The sequence below is a fragment of the Microbulbifer maximicatervae (SeqCode) genome (genome assembly GCF_052467305.1).
This window is the reverse complement of sequence record NZ_CP174306.1, coordinates 3,070,204-3,089,014: the sequence shown is the minus strand read 5'-3', so window position 1 is coordinate 3,089,014 and position 18,811 is coordinate 3,070,204. Positions and strand designations below refer to the sequence as shown.

Annotated in this window: 11 protein-coding genes; 8 read left to right on the top strand and 3 right to left on the bottom strand. The window is 42.1% G+C overall.

The window, feature by feature from the left end; translation table 11 throughout:
• Positions 1-108 precede the first annotated feature (108 nt).
• From tsaB to ACJJI4_RS13470, 4 genes are all read left to right on the top strand, one after another.
• Positions 109-807: a tRNA (adenosine(37)-N6)-threonylcarbamoyltransferase complex dimerization subunit type 1 TsaB gene (gene tsaB, locus ACJJI4_RS13485; RefSeq protein ID WP_444897996.1), complete on the top strand. Its 699-nt coding sequence runs from the start codon at positions 109-111 to the stop codon at positions 805-807.
• A gap of 6 nt (positions 808-813) precedes the next feature.
• Complete coding sequence (locus ACJJI4_RS13480) at positions 814-1,611, top strand: undecaprenyl-diphosphate phosphatase (RefSeq protein WP_444925489.1); 798 nt, start codon at positions 814-816, stop codon at positions 1,609-1,611.
• A gap of 5 nt (positions 1,612-1,616) precedes the next feature.
• Complete coding sequence (locus ACJJI4_RS13475; RefSeq protein WP_444925488.1) at positions 1,617-2,498, top strand: NAD(P)-dependent oxidoreductase; 882 nt, start codon at positions 1,617-1,619, stop codon at positions 2,496-2,498.
• A 66-nt stretch (positions 2,499-2,564) separates the two neighbouring features.
• The gene (locus ACJJI4_RS13470) at positions 2,565-3,695 is read left to right on the top strand and encodes a tRNA-queuosine alpha-mannosyltransferase domain-containing protein (protein ID WP_444925487.1); all 1,131 of its coding nucleotides are present in this window, start codon (positions 2,565-2,567) and stop codon (positions 3,693-3,695) included.
• A 105-nt stretch (positions 3,696-3,800) separates the two neighbouring features.
• On the opposite strand, the gene ACJJI4_RS13465 is transcribed toward ACJJI4_RS13470, so the two are convergent.
• Positions 3,801-6,824 carry a cellulose binding domain-containing protein gene (locus ACJJI4_RS13465; RefSeq protein ID WP_444925486.1) on the bottom strand — a complete coding sequence of 1,008 codons (3,024 nt, stop codon included), beginning with the start codon at positions 6,822-6,824 and terminating at the stop codon, positions 3,801-3,803.
• Positions 6,825-7,580: 756 nt separating this feature from the next.
• On the opposite strand from ACJJI4_RS13465, the gene ACJJI4_RS13460 reads away from it, so the two are divergent.
• The 4 genes from ACJJI4_RS13460 to ACJJI4_RS13445 all read left to right on the top strand — a co-directional run bounded on the left by ACJJI4_RS13460 (position 7,581) and on the right by ACJJI4_RS13445 (position 16,898).
• Positions 7,581-9,659, top strand: coding sequence for a neutral/alkaline ceramidase (locus ACJJI4_RS13460; RefSeq protein ID WP_444925485.1), 2,079 nt, complete (start codon positions 7,581-7,583; stop codon positions 9,657-9,659).
• An 845-nt stretch (positions 9,660-10,504) separates the two neighbouring features.
• Positions 10,505-14,497, top strand: coding sequence for a DUF6531 domain-containing protein (locus tag ACJJI4_RS13455; RefSeq protein ID WP_444925484.1), 3,993 nt, complete (start codon positions 10,505-10,507; stop codon positions 14,495-14,497).
• 993 nt (positions 14,498-15,490) lie between these two features.
• Positions 15,491-15,625 carry a hypothetical protein gene (locus tag ACJJI4_RS13450; RefSeq protein ID WP_444925483.1) on the top strand — a complete coding sequence of 45 codons (135 nt, stop codon included), beginning with the start codon at positions 15,491-15,493 and terminating at the stop codon, positions 15,623-15,625.
• Between the two features lie 301 nt (positions 15,626-15,926).
• Positions 15,927-16,898, top strand: coding sequence for a GlxA family transcriptional regulator (locus tag ACJJI4_RS13445; protein WP_444925482.1), 972 nt, complete (start codon positions 15,927-15,929; stop codon positions 16,896-16,898).
• Between the two features lie 67 nt (positions 16,899-16,965).
• On the opposite strand, the gene ACJJI4_RS13440 is transcribed toward ACJJI4_RS13445, so the two are convergent.
• Together ACJJI4_RS13440 and ACJJI4_RS13435 are read right to left on the bottom strand one after the other, a co-directional pair.
• The gene (locus ACJJI4_RS13440; protein WP_444925481.1) at positions 16,966-17,205 is read right to left on the bottom strand and encodes a hypothetical protein; all 240 of its coding nucleotides are present in this window, start codon (positions 17,203-17,205) and stop codon (positions 16,966-16,968) included.
• Between the two features lie 200 nt (positions 17,206-17,405).
• Positions 17,406-18,356: an IS5 family transposase gene (locus ACJJI4_RS13435; protein ID WP_444925480.1), complete on the bottom strand. Its 951-nt coding sequence runs from the start codon at positions 18,354-18,356 to the stop codon at positions 17,406-17,408.
• Positions 18,357-18,811: the final 455 nt, after the last annotated feature.

The following is an 18,811-nucleotide window of genomic DNA, read 5'->3' as shown; positions in this document are numbered from 1 at the left end:
CCGGTTAGTCCGGGGTTTTTTAGTTGCGGGTTGCGATATTGGGCATGACTCCCCTCCGCTCCCGTGCCACAATTCCCTCCCTTTTTTATGACCAGGATTAAGAACGCTGTGAAAATACTTGCCCTGGATACAACGTCGGGCGCCTGTTCTGTTGCTCTCATATCTGATGGCCAGCTGATTGAGCGTTTTGTACAGGCAGAGCGCGATCACACTCGTCGCCTTTTGCCAATGGTGGATGACGTTCTCGCAGAAGCCGGCATAAAGCTGGCAGGCCTGGATGCTCTTGCTGTCAGCCGCGGGCCGGGGTCATTTACCGGTCTCCGTATAGCAATTAGTAGTGTGCAGGGGTTGGCTTATGCTGCAGATCTACCAGTGGTTCCGGTTTCCAGCCTCGCAGCCCTAGCACTTGGAGCTCGGCGATCGCACCCGGACTGGGGACAGTCACCGGTCGTGGCAATGCTGGATGCTCGCATGCAACAAGTATATTGGGGGGTTTACTCCAGTGACTCTCCCTGCGATAGCTTGATCCCGGAGGCGGTACAGAACCCGGAGGAGGTTCTGCTGTCTTTAGAGAAATCGGAGATTTGTACTCCGATCTATGGGGCGGGCCCGGGATTACATTATGAGGCTTTTGAAGGGGCGTTATTGGCTGCCGTTGATCAAGCCAGTCTCATTCACGCTCGGGATATAGCGCAGCTGGCAGTACCACTATGGGAGCAGGGTCATACAGTGACCGCTGAAGAGCTTGAGCCTGTTTATTTGCGCAATGAAGTGACTTGGAAGAAAAGACAAAAAATCCGATCTTAATAACACATGGAAACATTTCAGATTGTAATTTTGGCCCTGATACAGGGGCTGACAGAGTTTCTGCCCATCTCCAGTTCTGCGCACTTGATTTTACCTTCTGAGGTATTGGGTTGGCAGGACCAGGGGCTGGCCTTCGATGTCGCTGTTCATTTTGGCTCTTTACTGGCAGTAGTTTTCTATTTCCGCAAAGATATTTGGGTGCTGATTAGGGATGGTTTAGGAGGATTTACGGATAAACAATTTTCCGATGAGGGGCGGCTGGCCTGGTTAATTGTTCTCGCTACTATACCTGTGGGACTGATAGGCCTGGTATTCAAAGGGTTCATAGAAACTCACCTGCGTTCAGCCGGTGTTATCGCTGCTACGACTATTGGCTTTGGTATTTTACTCTGGTGGGCTGATGCAAAGGGGCGCAGGGTCGAATCTCTAGCCCAGTTAAATTGGAAAAAAGCACTTCTGATTGGCTTATCACAGGTGTTGGCCCTAATCCCTGGCACCTCCCGCTCTGGTATCACAATGACTGCTGGTTTGATGCTTGGCATGAAGAGAGAGGCTGCAGCGCGCTTTTCGTTCCTGATGTCTATTCCTGTTATTGCCCTCAGCGCTATTTTGCTAACGATTGAACTACTTGCGCTGGAAAGTGTTCCATGGAATGACTTGCTGCTTGGTACCGTTTTATCTTGTATTAGTGCTTATTTGTGTATTCATTTTTTCCTTCAATTTATTAGCCGCATTGGGATGGCTCCATTCGCGATTTATCGCTTGGTTCTCGGTGTAATACTTATTTGGATGGTATGGGGGTAGAGGAAATGGCAACAGTTGCATTTATTGGCTTGGGGGTGATGGGATATCCCATGGCGGGGCATCTTTCTAATGCTGGTCACATGGTGCGAATTTACAATCGCACTGTTAGTCGTGCGGATCAATGGCTACAAGAATATGATGGAGAGAGCTTTGCAACGCCCGCTGAAGCCGCAAAGGGCGCGGAGGTTGTTTTTGCCTGTGTAGGCAATGATAACGATCTCCGCCAAGTGGTGACAGGAGAGCAGGGGGCATTCACGAGTATGGATGACGGGGCTTTGTTTGTAGATCATACAACAGCCTCTGCCGATGTTGCTCGAGAATTGGCAGCTGCAGCTGGCGAAAAGGGAATTGGTTTTCTGGATGCACCTGTCTCTGGAGGCCAGGCCGGTGCTGAGAATGGTGCTTTAACGGTTATGTTTGGGGGAGATAAGGCAGACTTTGATAAGGTGCAACCTCTTATCGACTGTTATGCGCGGGCGAGCAACCTGATGGGGCCAGTAGGTAGCGGCCAGCTGTGTAAAATGGTCAATCAAATTTGTATCGCGGGTGTCGTTCAGGGGCTTGCTGAAGGTTTACATTTTGCCAAGGCAGCTGGCCTCGATGGAGAGCAGGTTGTTGATGTGATATCCAAGGGGGCGGCACAGAGCTGGCAAATGGAAAACCGCTCAAAAACTATGTTAGCAGGGGAGTATGACCACGGTTTTGCTGTGGATTGGATGCGTAAGGATTTGGCTATAGTCCTTCAAGAGGCACAACATAACGGAGCTTTACTGCCCGTAACTGCCCTGGTAGACCAGTTTTATAGTGAGGTACAAGCTATTGGTGGTGCTCGCTGGGATACTTCCAGCTTGTTTGCACGATTAATGAATGTGCGCTCTTTCGATTAATCCCTCCGATTAATAGCTACCGGGGTTGAGTTTGATCCCGGTGCCGCTTCTTCTTGTTACTATTTAATGAAAGTTTTATTACTCTCCGCTTATGATGCGGACAGTCACAAGCGTTGGCGTAAAGGGCTGGTAGCGGCATTTTCTGATTGGCAATGGACCGTACTAACCTTACCACCGCGATACTTTAGTTGGCGAATCCGCGGTAATAGCCTTTCCTGGGGCCGAGGGGAAACCGCGCAAATATTGAAGCAGCGTTGGGACCTTATTGTTACAACCTCAATGACCGATCTAAGTGCCTTGCGCGGTTTAGCTCCTGAAATCGTTAGGGTGCCTACAGTTGTATATTTTCATGAGAATCAATTTGCTTACCCAGTGAGCTCTGATGCGTTTCGATCGGTAGAACCCCAGTTGTTGAATATTTACACTGCCTTGTCCGGTGATCTGGTCTTGTTCAACTCTGAATACAACCGCAGTACCTTGTTAGGAGGAGTAAAGAAATTACTCAAGCGCTTTCCTGATTGTGTTCCTCCCGGAATTTGTGAGGAGATTGAGGAAAAGTCGAGAGTTCTTCCTGTGCCAATAGAAGACATCGTTTTTGATAGTGCGAAAACTGAAGAGGCCTTTTCCTGGAACTCCTGCGCAGAGAGCATTTATGGGGGCGAGATAGGTCAAGATACTTTGATTATCAGTTGGGCGGCCCGTTGGGAATATGACAAAGGCGCGGACCGATTGCTGGATATCCTTCGGGGCTTGAAAGCCAGAAATGTTAAGTTTCTTGTTAATCTAATGGGGCAGTCATTTCGTAATAGCCCTGCTGAGTTTGCTCAAATACAAGAAGAGTTTGCCGACCATTTATTGGTACTCGGGTATCTCGAAAGCGCTAAAGACTATCGTCAAGTACTGCGACATAGCCATATATTCCTTTCTACGGCTTACCATGAATTCCAAGGGTTGGCGGTGATGGAAGCAGCTATTCTCGGTGCGACTCCACTGGTGCCAGATGAACAGTGCTACCCAGAGTTCTATTCCGAAAACTTCTGTTATTCAGACTGTAATGATGCAGTAAAAAAGCTGGAATCAATGTTTTTGTCAATTCTATCGGGTTCAAAATTAAAAAAAATTGATTTAAGTAATTTCTCAGGGAAAGTGATTTGGGCAGAATATAGGAAGCAGTTCTTAAATCTGGTTCAGAGTTAGGCCGGCTTCTATAGAAGTCGGGTTTATAAAGGCTCCCAAAGTTATTGGTGAGTAAAAGCAGCGCCCTGAAAATTTCTAATCAGGGCCTGTTAAGCGAAATCCTAGCTAATTGGATACATGATCTATTGCTTTCAATAGCCCTTTATCTGGGATGTTACTGGGAAGAATACAAGAAGGAATATCTGAATGGCTAAGATTTTTACCATAAAGTAAGTTGCAAGCCATAATCTTGTGGCCCTCGGTTGTAGGGTGTACCGGGTCTCCAGTTGGGACAATATTTCCTTGGTCTGCTAAGAAAATATTTTTGGTATTGGAGGCCTCTGATAGTGACTTCCTGATTTTTTGATTATAAAAGTCCGTACAGTAATTTTTCGGATCTTGTCCGTCTAAATCACTTCGACGAGGGATAGTTGAAATTACGAATGCAATTTTCTCACTTGGAATATCTATGCTCTCAAAGTAATTTTGTATTCTATCTGTTATTGATATGCCTTGAATATTATTGGGTGATGATATTATCTTACTAACGATCATATTTAGCTTCTGGGCGGATTCACTATTTTCTTCTATAGGAAGGCTACAATCAATCGCATTATTCATGCTAAGGAAGGTGATGTCGTTAGTCCCGAGCTGTATAGGTATGACAACGCTATCCTCAGAGGTTATATCCCGCGTTAAATTGCAGGCTTGATTAGTGAGCCAGCCAGCACTAGTTTCGCCCTCCCTGCACATTTCGCTGAGAAATTGATTGAAGTTCTTGATGGAATTGAGGCAGTTGGTGAAATTGTAGCCAGGGGTGATTTGATGGCCTATCGGATCAAGGTAGCAAAGTAAATCGCTGGTTGTAGCTCCAGGTATCCCAGAGTGCCAGTAATTCTTGGTCTGTTGAGACATATCATCAGGGCCTGTTGGTCCAGTGATAGTGCCAATCGTTTCTAGTTGTTTTCCATTGTATTTTAGAATTAGCTGCTCACTGGTAGATTCTTGATCTATAGGAAAGATTGAGTTGCCATCGGCTGCTTTGGCAAGATAGTCCCAGATCTGGCTACGAAATCCGTTTGAATTATAAGGGAGTGTTGTCATGCCGTAAGTAATCGAATCACCAATAAACCATAGCTTAATACTGCTACTATCTGAATGTTCATTGGGCTGATTGGGGGGCTGATTAGGTTGTGAAGGTTCTGTTGTGAGTGTACCCGTGCAGTTGCCAATTATAATTGGTGGGGTGTTTTCTCCAGAGTAATTTGCATTAAACCCAAAAGCTCGGGCCTCTCCTGCCGGAATAGATGATTCACTAGTAACAGTTATAGTTCCGTTACTTTCTGCGACTTGTGCATTCCAGAAGTGTGTGATTGATTGGTTACCTTGCCAGTTCCACTGTAGCTGCCATTTATCGAGAGAAGTCTTTCCTTTATTATAAATAACCACATTTGCCATAAAGCCACTTCCCCAATCGTTTTGCACTGCATATTCCACATTACACTGGCCTGAAGGTTCACTGGGTTCTTCCGGTATAGTAGGGGGAGTGTCAGGTTTGGGCTGTTGTGGTGGGATTTTCGATGATTCAAACCATTTTAAGGCATAGGTTCGAAATTCACTTTCTGACGGAAGGGAGGAGTTTTCCATATAATAGTTATCTAAGAATGCTCTCGCGTCCTTATAGTACTCTTGGTGAGTCTTATAAATCTCCTTTTTATTACCATCCTTGTCAATCAGCCAGTAGCCAGCGAATTCATTGATCCAGCTATCATACTCATTGTCATACATTTGCCAGTACAAAATAAATGGAGCACCCCATTGGAGAGCCGTTTTTATTACATTGCGTGATAGCATATCCTGGGCTTCGCCAGAGCGGGCTCCCCAATCCTTAAACCAGGACTCTCCGTAACCATATTCGCCAATGAAAACCCGCTTTTCAAATGGCAGCCCAGATTTTTTGGGAAGATTTGAGTTGATAAATTCCAGAGCTGAGGTCAACTCACTATGTAGAGTGGCAAAATCTGAATGCTTTTCTTTGGTAGTGAGATCGTAAGCTGAATAAGACACCAAATCTACATTAGTATGGGGAAGTATGGCATTGGTTATTCGTTCTTTGCCCTGCATTGCAGATTCAACCCTATTGACCTCAATATAGTGATATAAGTTAACGTCAGAGTGGGTGATATTTGCTTTGGCATCGTCAATGGCTTCTTGTCGAATATTGACCCAGTCAATTAGACCCTGTAAACGCTTAGGAGGGATAGTTTCCTGACTGTCATCTCTAGTACCATCAGTTTTTTGAACCAGGTTCCAATCGCCTTCCCAGTGCCCAATCATAAATGTCTTACCGGAGCCGTTATATTCAGTTAGTAAATATTCAGCCAACGAATAAATTTTGTCATATTGCCACTTTAGCTCTTCTTCACTCATTCCTTTGTTATCCATCCAGGAACCGGAGTCCTCGACCCAAAACATGTAGATGGAGAAATCCATCCCCAAGACTTGCTGAAATTCTGGTATTTCTTCCAGCATTCGCTTGAATTGATAGTCGAGTCCAGAGTTACTTAGCTCGCTATATAGGCTCGGAGAAAGGGCAATCTTGAGTAAGTTAGAGCCCATTGAGTAAATGGCTTCAGCACTTTCAACAAGTGATCCCTTATCTGTAAATGTATACCTAGGGTTTATCGTTTGAGTGCCTAAAATTAAATTGTATTGTGAAAGGGGGTCTAACAGGTCTCGTGAAGGTGGGGTCGGATCTGGTTTATTGATGGTGTTGTTGCAACTAGCGTTAATATGAGCAGGCGTCTTTTCACCACCCGAGTAGCGAATATTAAAACCAAAAGATTGGGCTTGGCCAACGGGTACTCTTACATAGCCTTGTTTTCCAACTACAGAGATCAGGTTTTCATCCTGGGCTGAAGTAGCATTCCATATATGTGTGACTTCTTGGTCTGAGGGCCATTGCCATGAAAGTTCCCAATCACTTATTGGCTCGGTACCTGTATTACGTACAACCACTGAAGCCATATATCCGCCTTCCCATTCGCTCTGTATCGTCATTTGTACATCGCACTTTTGACCGGCCAGGGATGGTAGGGATAAGAAGGTCAATATAGAAAAAACTGAGAGGGTGAGAAGTTTAGCGTGCATTATTTATGTATCTATATGGATTACTGCAGAGGAGTCAGATATTGATAGCTACATAAAGTTCACATATTTATAGTCAGGGGCGTCAAATGCTAAAAGGGCCGATTATCAATGTTATTCAACTTCCACCTTATTTCCTGTCAAGACAACTTTGAATGTTAAGTACAGGTATTTGCCTAATTAATTGCTAATTTAATTGTTTTGTGAACAAGAGGTCAAACCATGGAATATAATTGGAAACTGATTGAGTGCTAATTTTGAATGGCGAAAGTTTTTTACATTTCCTCTCTAAACGTAATTCAAATCCCCTAATCTATCCTTTCTTTACACTCATTTTTAGATTGTACTTGCTTGATTTGTAAATATTTAGGTTTGCTGTAGTTCAGAAAACCTTCGCATATTTAAAATTATTTTACTTTCGACTCTAAATTAACGGATTTATGGCGGGTAATTACTCTGCGGGTACTACCAAATACAGCCAGTTAGGGTATTCTGAACATGCGTACTAGAGCTGTACTCTCAGTTCCAGTGTGCTGACAGCAGGGAGGTTATGGCTACTATGTGTATTTTTAAAATAATAAAGCCGCTTTTCAGGATGAGATAATAAAAGTCAAGATTACATTGGCTAACTATCTAGAGAGCCGCGTTCGAGTTGATCGGAAGTAGCTTATTCAGATATCAACTTTCAACGAAAAGGATACGCCTTCACTTCTGTGAACTGGCGAATATACTCCTGCGTGTATAGATTCTGGAGAAAAAATGAAAATAATTAATGGTTACGTCATTGCTTTAATAGTATTTATTGGAGCTTCTTCCACTGTTAAAGCATCTGACTGGCGTGTTGGTGTTGGTAAGTATGATATAACTGGCCCGGCAGCAGATGTTGGAATGGTAGGATATGGAGAAACGGGGCAGACAACCAAGGGAATTCATACCCGTTTATGGTCCCGCGCATTCATAATTTCTGATAGCTCTGAAAATGAGCGTTTGGTATTCGTATCAGCAGATTTGCAAGGTATTCCGCAGGGCGTGAAGCAGGGTGTCGTAGATAAATTAAAAAATCTCTATGGTAATAGTAAGTACACCGAAAAGAATGTAATGCTGACTGCTACACATACCCATGTAGGTCCCGGGGGGTATGATCATTATGTCATGTTGAATATGAGTGCTCTCGGGTATGCGGAAGATAACTATGACGCTATTGTTGATGGTATTTTTCAGTCAATCGTTGAGGCGGACAGTGGACTAACTACAGGTGACATCTTTATTGAGCAGGGGATCTTGCTTGATACCAGTATCAATCGAAACCCAGACCCTTATTCAGAAAATACTGATGCAAGCGACTATCAATACGATACCAATAAAACCATGACCCAACTCAAGTTGGTCGATGCCAACAACAAAGCACTGGGAGTTATTAATTGGTTTGCAGTACACAATGTCTCTTTAGGAACAGGGCAGCGGCAACTTAGCGGGGATAATAAGGGGGCGGCGAGTCAGTTGCTCGAGTCTTGGGCTGCCGAGCAGGGTGCTGCAAGTCAATTTATTGCGGCATTTGCTAATAGTAATTTAGGTGATGCGTCTCCGAATATTTGTGGCCCTAGGGATGGATGCGGAAATTCTGAGTATGAAAGTTTACTTTTAGCTGCTGAAAAGCAAGTTGCAAAAGCCCAGTCTCTTTACCAATCATCTACTGTGAAACTTGAAGGTGGATTAGATTATCGACATCAACATATCTATTTCCCTGGCTATACCGTAGCAGGTGAATTTACCGGTGAGGGGCAAATAGATATTTGTGAAGGTGCTGTCGGCTGGTCATTTACTGCAGGATCAAGTTGGGACGGTCCCAGCAACATTGATGGTATTTTTGAGGGAATGTCTGTTGAAAATGAGGGGGTGGATTGGGATAGAGATGTGGGACTATTCGAATCGGCGATTAATGGTTATCCACTTTTTGGCCTGATGAGTGCATTCTCTGCAGCCGCTGTATATGAGGATACTCAGGATGACCCCTGCCAGTACCCCAAACCTACATTTGTAGAGCGTGAGGTAATAGGCCAAGCACTTTATACCCCTTACCTACCTTTCCAAATGTTTCGCATAGGCTCACTTGCTTTGGTCGCCGCGCCGGGTGAAATGACGACCATGGCAGGCCGACGTCTTGAAGCTGAAGTCTTGTCAGCTTTTGAAGGAAGCGGTGTAAACACTGTGGTGATTGCCGGCTTGGCAAATGCTTATTCCGGTTACATAACTACCCCTGAAGAGTTTGATAGGCAGCACTATGAGGGAGCACATACCATATACGGCCCCAATACCCTTGCAGCCTATAGACAGATTTATACCGAAATGACACACGCTATGGTCAATGGCGTAGATATTACTGCAGGGCCTACTCCGAAAGATCTGTCTGATGACCAAATCATTAATGTAATTGGAGTTGTTTATGATGATAAACGCCTGTGGGAGTCTTTTGGTCAAGTCTGGGGTGATGTAGGTACCAGCTACAGTGCTGGCGATACTGTATCAGTCACTTTCCGTTCTGGCCATCCCCGAAATGACCTGAAGACTGAGAGTACATTCATTGAGGTACAGCGTAAAGTTAACGGTAGTTGGGAAACTTATCTTACCGATGATGATTTGGATACACGCTTTATTTGGACACGAGATACGGCTATTGATTGTATGGCCTGTTCATTTGCTGAAGGACAGTGGATCATCGGAGAGGATGCGCCATCAGGCACCTACCGAATAAAGCACTTTGGCAACTGGAAGAGTGGTTGGACTGGGAAAATTTCCAGCTATTCAGGTAAGTCGAGCAGTTTTACTGTTAGCAATTAGTGCTCATCACAAATCGGCTGGGTAATCTAGCCGATTTGTATGTCGATTCTTGTAATAGACGTGATATGTTCTACTGCTGGATAGTTATTGGGTGTTAATTATACATTTGAGCGAATACTATAAATTACGGCAACAATTTAATAGAATTCAAGTGTTCTATTTGAGATTAGTTTACCATCCATAACTTCGAACTATATTTAGTGCCGCTAAATGGTACTTTTTTGTCAGAATATGCTGCTATATATCGCTTAGCTACGTTTTTCTTTCTTTGACCCTAGTCAAATTTACTTGCGCTATATGCGGTGTACTCTCCTGTAATCGTTTTCTCCTTTCGCAACAATAAAAATTAAGTTAGCTTTCACCTAATTTCTAGCTACTCCAGAAGATGGTGGTATGTTAGGTATCTTGGAGGATTGGCTTAGTAACTATTAGATAGGGATTATAACTATTTAGTTTGGATCATTTGAGACGTCTTTAAATGTGAATGAATTATGGTATTCCTATTGGTATAGCTTTTGATGTTGCTATTTTGACTTTTAGTATTTTGCTTGTGATAGTGAAGACTTGAATGTGAATCGAGAGCTTATTGTTCCCGGCCTTGAAACACGCATCACTAAACTTCGCACTCATTGTCAAAATTTTAGACATAGAAACTGTTCTTAGTTCAGCCGATTTTTTAAATACCGATGTAAGAAGGCTGAAATGTGTTTCTTTGTCTTTTGAAAGAAAAATCGTCCCAGTAGAAATGGTTATGTCGAAGATGGGCACCTGGTTTAGGTGCCTCGAATGGATTCGTTTTTTGATGACCGTAGAATTGTCGGTCAGCGGTTGACAGGATTTAACTTTTGATACAGCTCTATATCGAAAACTCTCAGGGCTCTCGTTATGCGGTGAGGCCTGGATGGATATGCCAAACAGGTCCCTCTAGAAAGATTGATGCTGCTGAATTATTGAGGATGTTCGATACTAACACTCTTCAGTTAGTATATGACCAGTACCTTGGCTTATACACAACCTTTGCGCCAGGTATAGACCCTGAGCAAGAGCGTCCCCCATCTCAATCGCGATTAAGTAATGTGCCTGGCTATCTTAATGAGCGGGATAAAGCCATTTATCTGGCATTGACTCAGGATCAACTGATTATTGAAGAGGCCCCACTGCCATATTCGGCATTGGGGGATCTACAAACAGAGTTGGTTGCTAAGATTCGTATGGGCTTGCAGCAAATTATTACGCAGGAAGTTGCAGATAAGGCTTTTATTAGCCAGCAAACTGATTGGAGTTGGGTGAAGCGTGTAACAACTGTAAAAAAGAAAGTAAAAGAAACTGACAGCTCTGTGTGGCGCTTATCGATTTGGTCAAAGAGTGCTGTTGATGTTGAGAAGATAGTAAGTCCAGCACGTCAATCATTTGAGTTTAGCTCTGCAGCAATCAATTATGTCTTATATGAAGAAACTCCAGAAGAAGAAGCTGATGAATGTGTAACCTCCCTGTATCGAGGTGTGATTGATGTACTAGGCTTTAATCCCAGTTCTGTTTCAAAAAAGCAGCTCCGCTTGAGTTTCAACATAGCTGAGGTTATTTATAGTGACCCAACTCTTCGGGGGGCAGTTTTTCATTTTGCCCAGGACTACATCAAAACACAACATAGCTTGCAGCACACAAACATAGCTGCAAGTGGTACTTTTGAGATCATTTTGACTATAGCACTTGCGGCATTGACTGAGGGAGATGTAGCTACAACATCCTTAACTAAGAATAAGCGCTTAGTGAAAGCTTTACGTAATATTGGCGATTTAATGTTTGATTTTGCTAGGACAAAAAAGCAAAGGAAAATACTTGCTAAAAATTCAGGATATCGGACAGTAGGCAAAAGCACTGCTGTATCCGGAAAGAAAATCCCCAAAATAGCTGCACCCAGAAAAAATAGTCGAAATTTAGTGCAAATCAAAGTGGGTAACGAGTTGCGAGAAAATAAAAGGGGTAGTGAACAAGTTCTCACAGTGCCCCATGATGTAAAGTCTGAATTTTCTAAGATAAATTGTGTCAGGGATTATTCATATGATACTGATAACCACATTAGCGAAGTAGGTGAAAATTATAACTCCGATATATGTCAGAGCGATAATGTTACTGGTGAAGTAACTAGGTCTGTAAATCTAAAAACTGGAGAGGTTCAGTTTACTTTAGAAGATTTGGTATTGGAGGGGGCACTACCCTTATCGGTAACTCGTACCTATCGCAGTAGTAATTCAAGAAATTTTGGATTGGGTTGTGGCTGGACTCATACATTTAGCGAGCGCTTGGTTTGGCGTCCAGGCAAACCCATACTCTTCTTTGATTCTGAAGGTAGAATAATTAGCTTGCCAGTTCCCGGAAATAGCTCGCGCAGTCATAATATTTATGAGAGATTAACTCTCACGCGAGTAAACGATGAGCATTGGATCATTACGACATATGGAATTTCCAACGGAGTACAAAGACATTTTAAAGCTACTGGTGAAACTGGTGCGTTAAAGCTCGCTGAGATTCGGGATGATAACGATAATTTTTATTTATTCAACTACTCAGGGGAGTATTTAAGATCGGTCGAGAGTAGTTCCGGTGAAATTTTATACATTAGCTCGCTTGATGAATCTCCTGAAAGTCACCTTATAAATACTTTGACAAAAGAAAATAATTCGGGAAGTTCTGAAGTAGTAGCTCAATATGTCTTTGATAGTGAAAATAATCTGACTGAAGCTGTAGACAGCGTTGGCAATAATGAAAAGTATGTTTATCACAAAGGCCTTATTAAACAAAGAACTTTAAAAACTGGTTATAGTTTCTATTTTCAGTGGGATGCTGAGGGTAGTTCAGCGCACTGTATACGGCAGTGGGGGGACCCTATTGGCGAAAAAGCTGCTTACAGTTATCAATTTATCTGGGAGGAAAGTGGTCACGGAGCAACGATGTGTGACACGAGAGGGGGGCGGCAACGTTTTCACTTCAATAATCGCGGATTACTCATGTTCCATCAAGATGCCGAGGGTGGAGAAACGTGGTATGAATACAGCGATCTAGGTCACGTTACTAAAGTACGGCTACCCAGTACTGATGGCACTATACGTGAGGAGTTATTCCGATATGACAATCAGGGTCGCTTAACCGGGAAGATAGATGTGGCCGGAAATAATTATCAAATTGAATATAACAATGAAGGTCTCGCCACAAAGTACACTGACCCATCAGATAGCAGTTGGCAGTATAGTTACAATAAAAAAAGACAGCTGGTGGTAGCTGAAGACCCGCTCGGCAACCAATTGAAATATGACTATACCACTGCTGGCATGATTAATTCTATTAGTGACTCATTAGGTAATGTTACTAGCTATCTATGGGGAAGCAACAATAAGCTATTAAGAATAAGTTGCCCCTTCGGACGATCTATTAATTGTAGATATGATGTTGATAGTCACACGGAATTGTTAAAGCCTGCTGAGACGAAAGAGGGTTCTTACAAGAATGAGGATCAGGGTCGGATCAATGTTAAGGTTGCTCAAAAAGATACAGATATTCAGTGCAGATTTAACCAGCATGGATTAGTTTCAGAAATATTAGATAAGGATGGGAATTATACGCGTTATTCTTATAACGCACTCCATCAAATAAAGAGCAGGACTAGTTCCAGTGGCAGTCAATTAGAATATCATTATGATGGAGGGGGCAATCTAATTTGCCTTATAAATGAAAAGGGTGAGTGTTATCGGCTGAAATATGATCTCAATAACCGATTAATAGAAGAGGAGGATTTCTATGGTCATGTTACCCACTATGCATATAATGTCGCTGGCCACTTAGTAAATTCTACGGAAGTAATTGCTTCTCAATCAGGCATTGGTACCGATATCTACTTTGAACGTGATTTGCTGGGCCAGTTAATAAAAGAAACTACGCTAGAGGGCGTTAATAACTTTAGATATAATTGCCTAGGGCAACTGATCGAAGCTAAAAATAATTACTGTAGTCTGAAGTGGGAATATGATGCTAGTGGTCGTATTGTAGCGGAATGGCAAGATGATAGTAAGCTCAGTTATAAGTATGATATTTTAGGTAATCTTACGGCAACTTCACTATCCAGAAAAGAAGATGTTAAATTTATCTTTGATCATTCTGTGGAATCTGAGAATTCACCCTTCTCCTCAGTTAACGGAAATTTCAATTCTTTGTTGATAAAAACAACCGAAGGGTTGAAGCCTCTGGACAATTATGATCCTCAGGTTTATGTGCAAGGCTTTATTGTCAGTAAGTTTGAAAGGCCAATTGATACAGTTACAAATATTTTGAATTTATTGCCGAATAGTAGCTGTTCACTTACCAGAGTTAATCATTCCGGCAAGGTTAATAAAAATATCTTTAATGTTCATAACTTTTGTAAAAGTGATTCAGATCAGTTTCTTGCCTTCTTAATTTATGACCCCGCTGATAGTCTCCTAGGTAAGCTTAACTCGACGAGTAAGCTTGATAGTCAGATTCCTGGCAATGAAGTTATTGAGAATAGAATCGTTGATAATGGCAATATATCCCGTGGTTATACCTCTTCTACAGGTCGTGTTGAAGAAGTTGGAGGGGAGGGGTCACAGAGGATTCGATACCATTATAATAGTCAGCAAAAGTTGATAAAAATAGAAAATCTAAAAGTAGAAAAAGGTGTAGAGAAATTTCAGGATGTGATTCGGTATCAATACGATCCCTTGGGGCGATGTGTAAGAAAGGAAAATTATGACGGCTGTGTCAGATTCTTTTGGTCTGGTGAAACGCTTATTCAACAGCTTAAGAATGACGATCCAAGCAAATGAAGTATTATTTCGTAAAGGCTTATAAGTTGTCTGTGATATAGGGGGTTAACTCGAAAGCTTGAATATGTTGATTTGCGTAAGTTTTTACAGCAGTATTGCATTTTGAGATAAATCATATTCAGTGCTTCTTTACATGAAGACAAGTTGCTGTCCTTTTTAGCTTATATAATTCTATGCGGGTTAAATTGCTAGATAGGGCTTTTGGCAATATAAAGGGCAATAGCTTTAGTGTGTTATTTTTTATAATTAATGAAAGCTCACTTTCTGAAGTCTTGGCTATCCTGCCAAGGTTGTCGGTAGTCATTGCTTAACCACCCTGGAAGTAGCAGATTACCATGCATAGCCTGAAACCTATCTATATTTAATAACTCTCGAAAATCCTATCTATGGAGTTCAGTACCCAACCGACTGTAACAATATGTTAGAGAGCTTACTAAGCCTGAGGTTTTTTGAGTCAATAAGTTACTTAAATTTCTATGAGATTCTATTTATTGGATATAAAAATCTCGCTCCCTTTATGGTAGTTATAATTGGGCGGCAGGAGTATGCTTTAACAAAAAGTACATATAACTTGAATTGTTAGGAGATCAGCAATATTTTGATGCTCATATGAGCGAATAAGCAAGTGGTACGGCGGTGCGCTTCTTGTGGAGTTTTAGGTCGTTATACGATAGAGCGAAGGCTTTAGACGATAAATGTGAGTTTCTTTTGTTTCTTGCCTTGAATCAATTCATATTAGCTGAGATGAATAGGACTTTAGATATTTACAGCTCCTTTTATTAGGAATGATTATCTTTTTCCTTTAATGGCGTCAGGTCTTTGAGGTGCTCTTCTGTTGATATGGCTGGGTAGTGTTTCTTTGTTGTAATTATTGGCTGCAATCAAAGTTTATTTGGCAGGATGCAGGGCTGTTTCATATACGACTATATATTCCGAAAAAAAATATCGTTATTACTTTACAGAATAGAAAAAGCTGGTACCTTAGGGTCAGGATTGCTTAATTATACAGGATTAACAGTTTGTGATATTGGTTCTGAAGGTGCCTTATTAAATAGCATTTTTATGTATATGGATGATGAGAGTATGGATGATGAGAGTATGGATGATGAGAGTATGGATGATGGATAGTGTGTTTGCCTGTAGTCTCTAATTGGGGTAAGAATCATCGTGTGATCAATTCTCACTATTGGGTAGTAGCCACCTGGTATATTACTCAGATCAAGTGAAGAATTAACTTATTAGTAGTGTTTCCAGTTAATCTGGATTTTATTTAGTTTTATTCAGCTTCCGCTATGGCGTTTTTTCACCTTCCTCTGAGGTGGTTGGGCTACCCAAGATAGTATTCCTGAAGTTTCTTTTAATAAGTTAGTAATCCGCACAGTGATTTTTTAGTTTGGTATATAGTTTTACGCTTTTTCTGCAATTTAAAATGAACTGTAAAAAGAAAGTATCTATCGTATTTTACCCTGGGGCACACTCATTAGATGTAATGGGGCCCGCAGAAGTGTTTTCACTGGCAAATCAGCAGCTAAAGGATAGGGGCTTTAGTTGTGATGATCAGTATGAGGTTGAATTCTTAGCCGAAGATGGAGATACCAAGGAAGTCTCATCAGGTTTAAGGATATGCTCAGATAGATGTTTTACTGATTCAAGAGGAATTCATACTCTCCTTGTGAGCGGTAACCTTAATGCTGCTGATGATTTGAATATCAGTGAATGTTTGAGTAGATGGCTTTCTCTTCAGACTGGTTTAGTTAAGCGTATAGGCTCTATTGGCAATGGAGCTCTGATTCTCGCAAAAGTAGGCTTGCTAAATGGTCGGCGTGCCACTACCCATTGGAGATATATTGATCAGCTGAAGAGATTCCCAGAAGTGGATGTCGATTCAGAATCTGTATTTGTCAAAGATGATCATATATATACTTCTGCAGGTGTTAGTGCGGGGGTTGATATGGCTTTGGCAATGCTAGAGGATGATTTTGGTCGGGGTATTGCTTTAGCTGTTGCTCAATTAATGGTCTTATATCTCAAGAGAGATGGAGATCATAAACAGAGTAGCACTTATCTTATGAGCCAGTTAAAGAGTGATCGTTTTTTAGAGCTGGTGCAATGGATTCATAGTAACTTGGATAAAACTTTATGCGTTAATAGTCTCGCGGAAAAGACATCTATGAGTCCGAGAAACTTTGCTCGCTGCTTTACTCGGGATATGGGAGTAACTCCAGGTCGATTCGTTGAGAAAATTCGCATTGAAAAGGTTTGCCAGCTTTTAGCAACTCAAGCGTTAACTCAGGAGCGTATTGCTACTATCTGTGGTTTTAAGTCTCAAGAGCAGCTTAGAAGGGCATTTCGCCGAAATAAGGGTATGTTGCCGAGGGAATACCGTCGAAAGTTGTCGTGAGATAATTTATGGGACAGTCTATTCGGTGGGGCTGTCTCATTTTCAGAAAAGATATTTTTATCCTTAGTTACAATATATAGATAACATTTTTATTAGAAACTTCTGTTCTTCTTGCCTTGCCTTGCCTTGCCTTGCCTTGCCTTGCCTTGCCTTGCCTTGCCTTGCCTTGCCTTGCCTTGCCTTGCCTTGCCTTGCCTTGCCTTGCCTTGCCTTGTGCAGGTGCCTCCACTAGATTTGCATCTGAGTAAAAAATTTTTAGCTGGCTTTTATTCTTACATGATAATTTACACAGCTTGGTTCTCTCCATTATATATCCTTACTAGGGCTGACCGAGTCGGTCCCATGAATAGGAATTAAGGACCCTCTGATCAACGAAGCATTTTTCTAGAATTAAGCTGAACTGCTTGAAAAATTCACTTTATTACGCTCAAGCGCGTAATTTTCGCGTAATAGTCCGCTAATTTTTCATCTGAAACCCTAAATAGGCGGGTTTCAGGCGAACCACCCCTAGGTGGCCAAATATTTTCTCCCTATTAGTAAGTTGGTAAAGCCTGCTATCAAGCACAGCCGCTCAGTATTTTTTAACAGTCCCCGATAGCGGACCTTGTCATAACCAAATACCCGTTTAATGTAGTGAAAGGGGTGTTCAACCTTCGCTCTTATCTGTGCCTTGATCTTTTCCGCCTTACGGAGTGCATCACGCCCTGGAAGAGTTTTTAGCTTGCTCGGCTTCATTGCTATGTACCAATCCACCTCCCGCTCCTTCAACTCTTCACGCTTCTCCGCACCAATGTACCCAGAGTCACCCCAGACTCTTCCTTCCTCCCCATGGAGGACTCGCTCTGTGGCTGTGACATCATGCGAATTGGCTGCTGTTGTATCTACGCTATGTATTACTCCGAGCACATCATCAACCCCGATATGCATCTTCATTCCAAAGTGCCACTGATTGCCTTTCTTTGTTTGATGCATTTCTGGATCACGTTCTTTCTTTTTATTCTTAGTTGAAGTTGGCGCAGAGATAATAGTGGCATCTACAATCGTGCCTTCACGCAGTACCATGCCATTCTCAGCAAGATGCTTGTTGATTTCATCAAAAAGAGCTGCACCTAGCTGATTGAGCTCCAGTAAGTGGCGAAAGTTAAGAATCGTTGTTTCATCGGGAATTGGGCTACTCAAAGTCAATCCAGCAAAACTACGCATGGATTCAATTTCATACAGTGCATCCTCCATAGCGGGATCACTGAGATTGTAAAATAGCTGCATGCAATGAATACGGAGCATGACACTCAATGGATATGGCTGTCGGCCACGTTTGCCTTGTGGATAGCAAGGAGTGATCTGAGCTTCTAGTCGCTGCCATGGGATAAGGGCTTCCATTTGAGAAAGAAACTTCTCTCGGCGAGTTATACGGCGCTTTAGCTTATATTCTGCTTCGGCAAAGGTGACTTGGTGCATGATTCATCGTAGTCTTGATGGGTAGGTGAATATTACCAAATTGGCTCAGAATTATTCAGAGGTTCCCTAAATTTTTGTGTTAACTAGAAGCTCTAATCTTCGCGGGTAGAGTTTGAGCTTCTCGATCTCTATTAGGACCAGGCCGGTAGCAATTGGTAAGTGATATAGCCATAAAATTATATCCCGATATCTATATAGGTGTGACGAAAAAATAGTGATAGATTTGTGGCTAAATAAAATTAGACTCATGAAAAGGAGTCCTTTAGTGGTGTAGATATTCTGGGAGTCCAATATTGTTGGTGCGCTGTGGACTTGCCACGATACCCTTTGTAGTATTAAATTTCTGAAAAATGTTTAATACTCCTTTAATTATGGTGGACTTATTGTGATAATTATATGTATTAGTAATGGGTAAAGTAAGTGCCGCAGTGAGAAATATGGTCAGAATACAATCT

Coding starts and splice junctions, on each gene's coding strand:
- ACJJI4_RS13440 (WP_444925481.1), bottom strand. CDS start 17,205: ATGGAGAGAACCAAGCTGTGTAAATTATCATGTAAGAATAAAAGCCAG.
- ACJJI4_RS13465 (WP_444925486.1), bottom strand. CDS start 6,824: ATGCACGCTAAACTTCTCACCCTCTCAGTTTTTTCTATATTGACCTTC.
- ACJJI4_RS13480 (WP_444925489.1), top strand. CDS start 814: ATGGAAACATTTCAGATTGTAATTTTGGCCCTGATACAGGGGCTGACA.
- ACJJI4_RS13445 (WP_444925482.1), top strand. CDS start 15,927: ATGAACTGTAAAAAGAAAGTATCTATCGTATTTTACCCTGGGGCACAC.
- ACJJI4_RS13435 (WP_444925480.1), bottom strand. CDS start 18,356: ATGCACCAAGTCACCTTTGCCGAAGCAGAATATAAGCTAAAGCGCCGT.
- ACJJI4_RS13475 (WP_444925488.1), top strand. CDS start 1,617: ATGGCAACAGTTGCATTTATTGGCTTGGGGGTGATGGGATATCCCATG.
- ACJJI4_RS13460 (WP_444925485.1), top strand. CDS start 7,581: ATGAAAATAATTAATGGTTACGTCATTGCTTTAATAGTATTTATTGGA.
- ACJJI4_RS13470 (WP_444925487.1), top strand. CDS start 2,565: ATGAAAGTTTTATTACTCTCCGCTTATGATGCGGACAGTCACAAGCGT.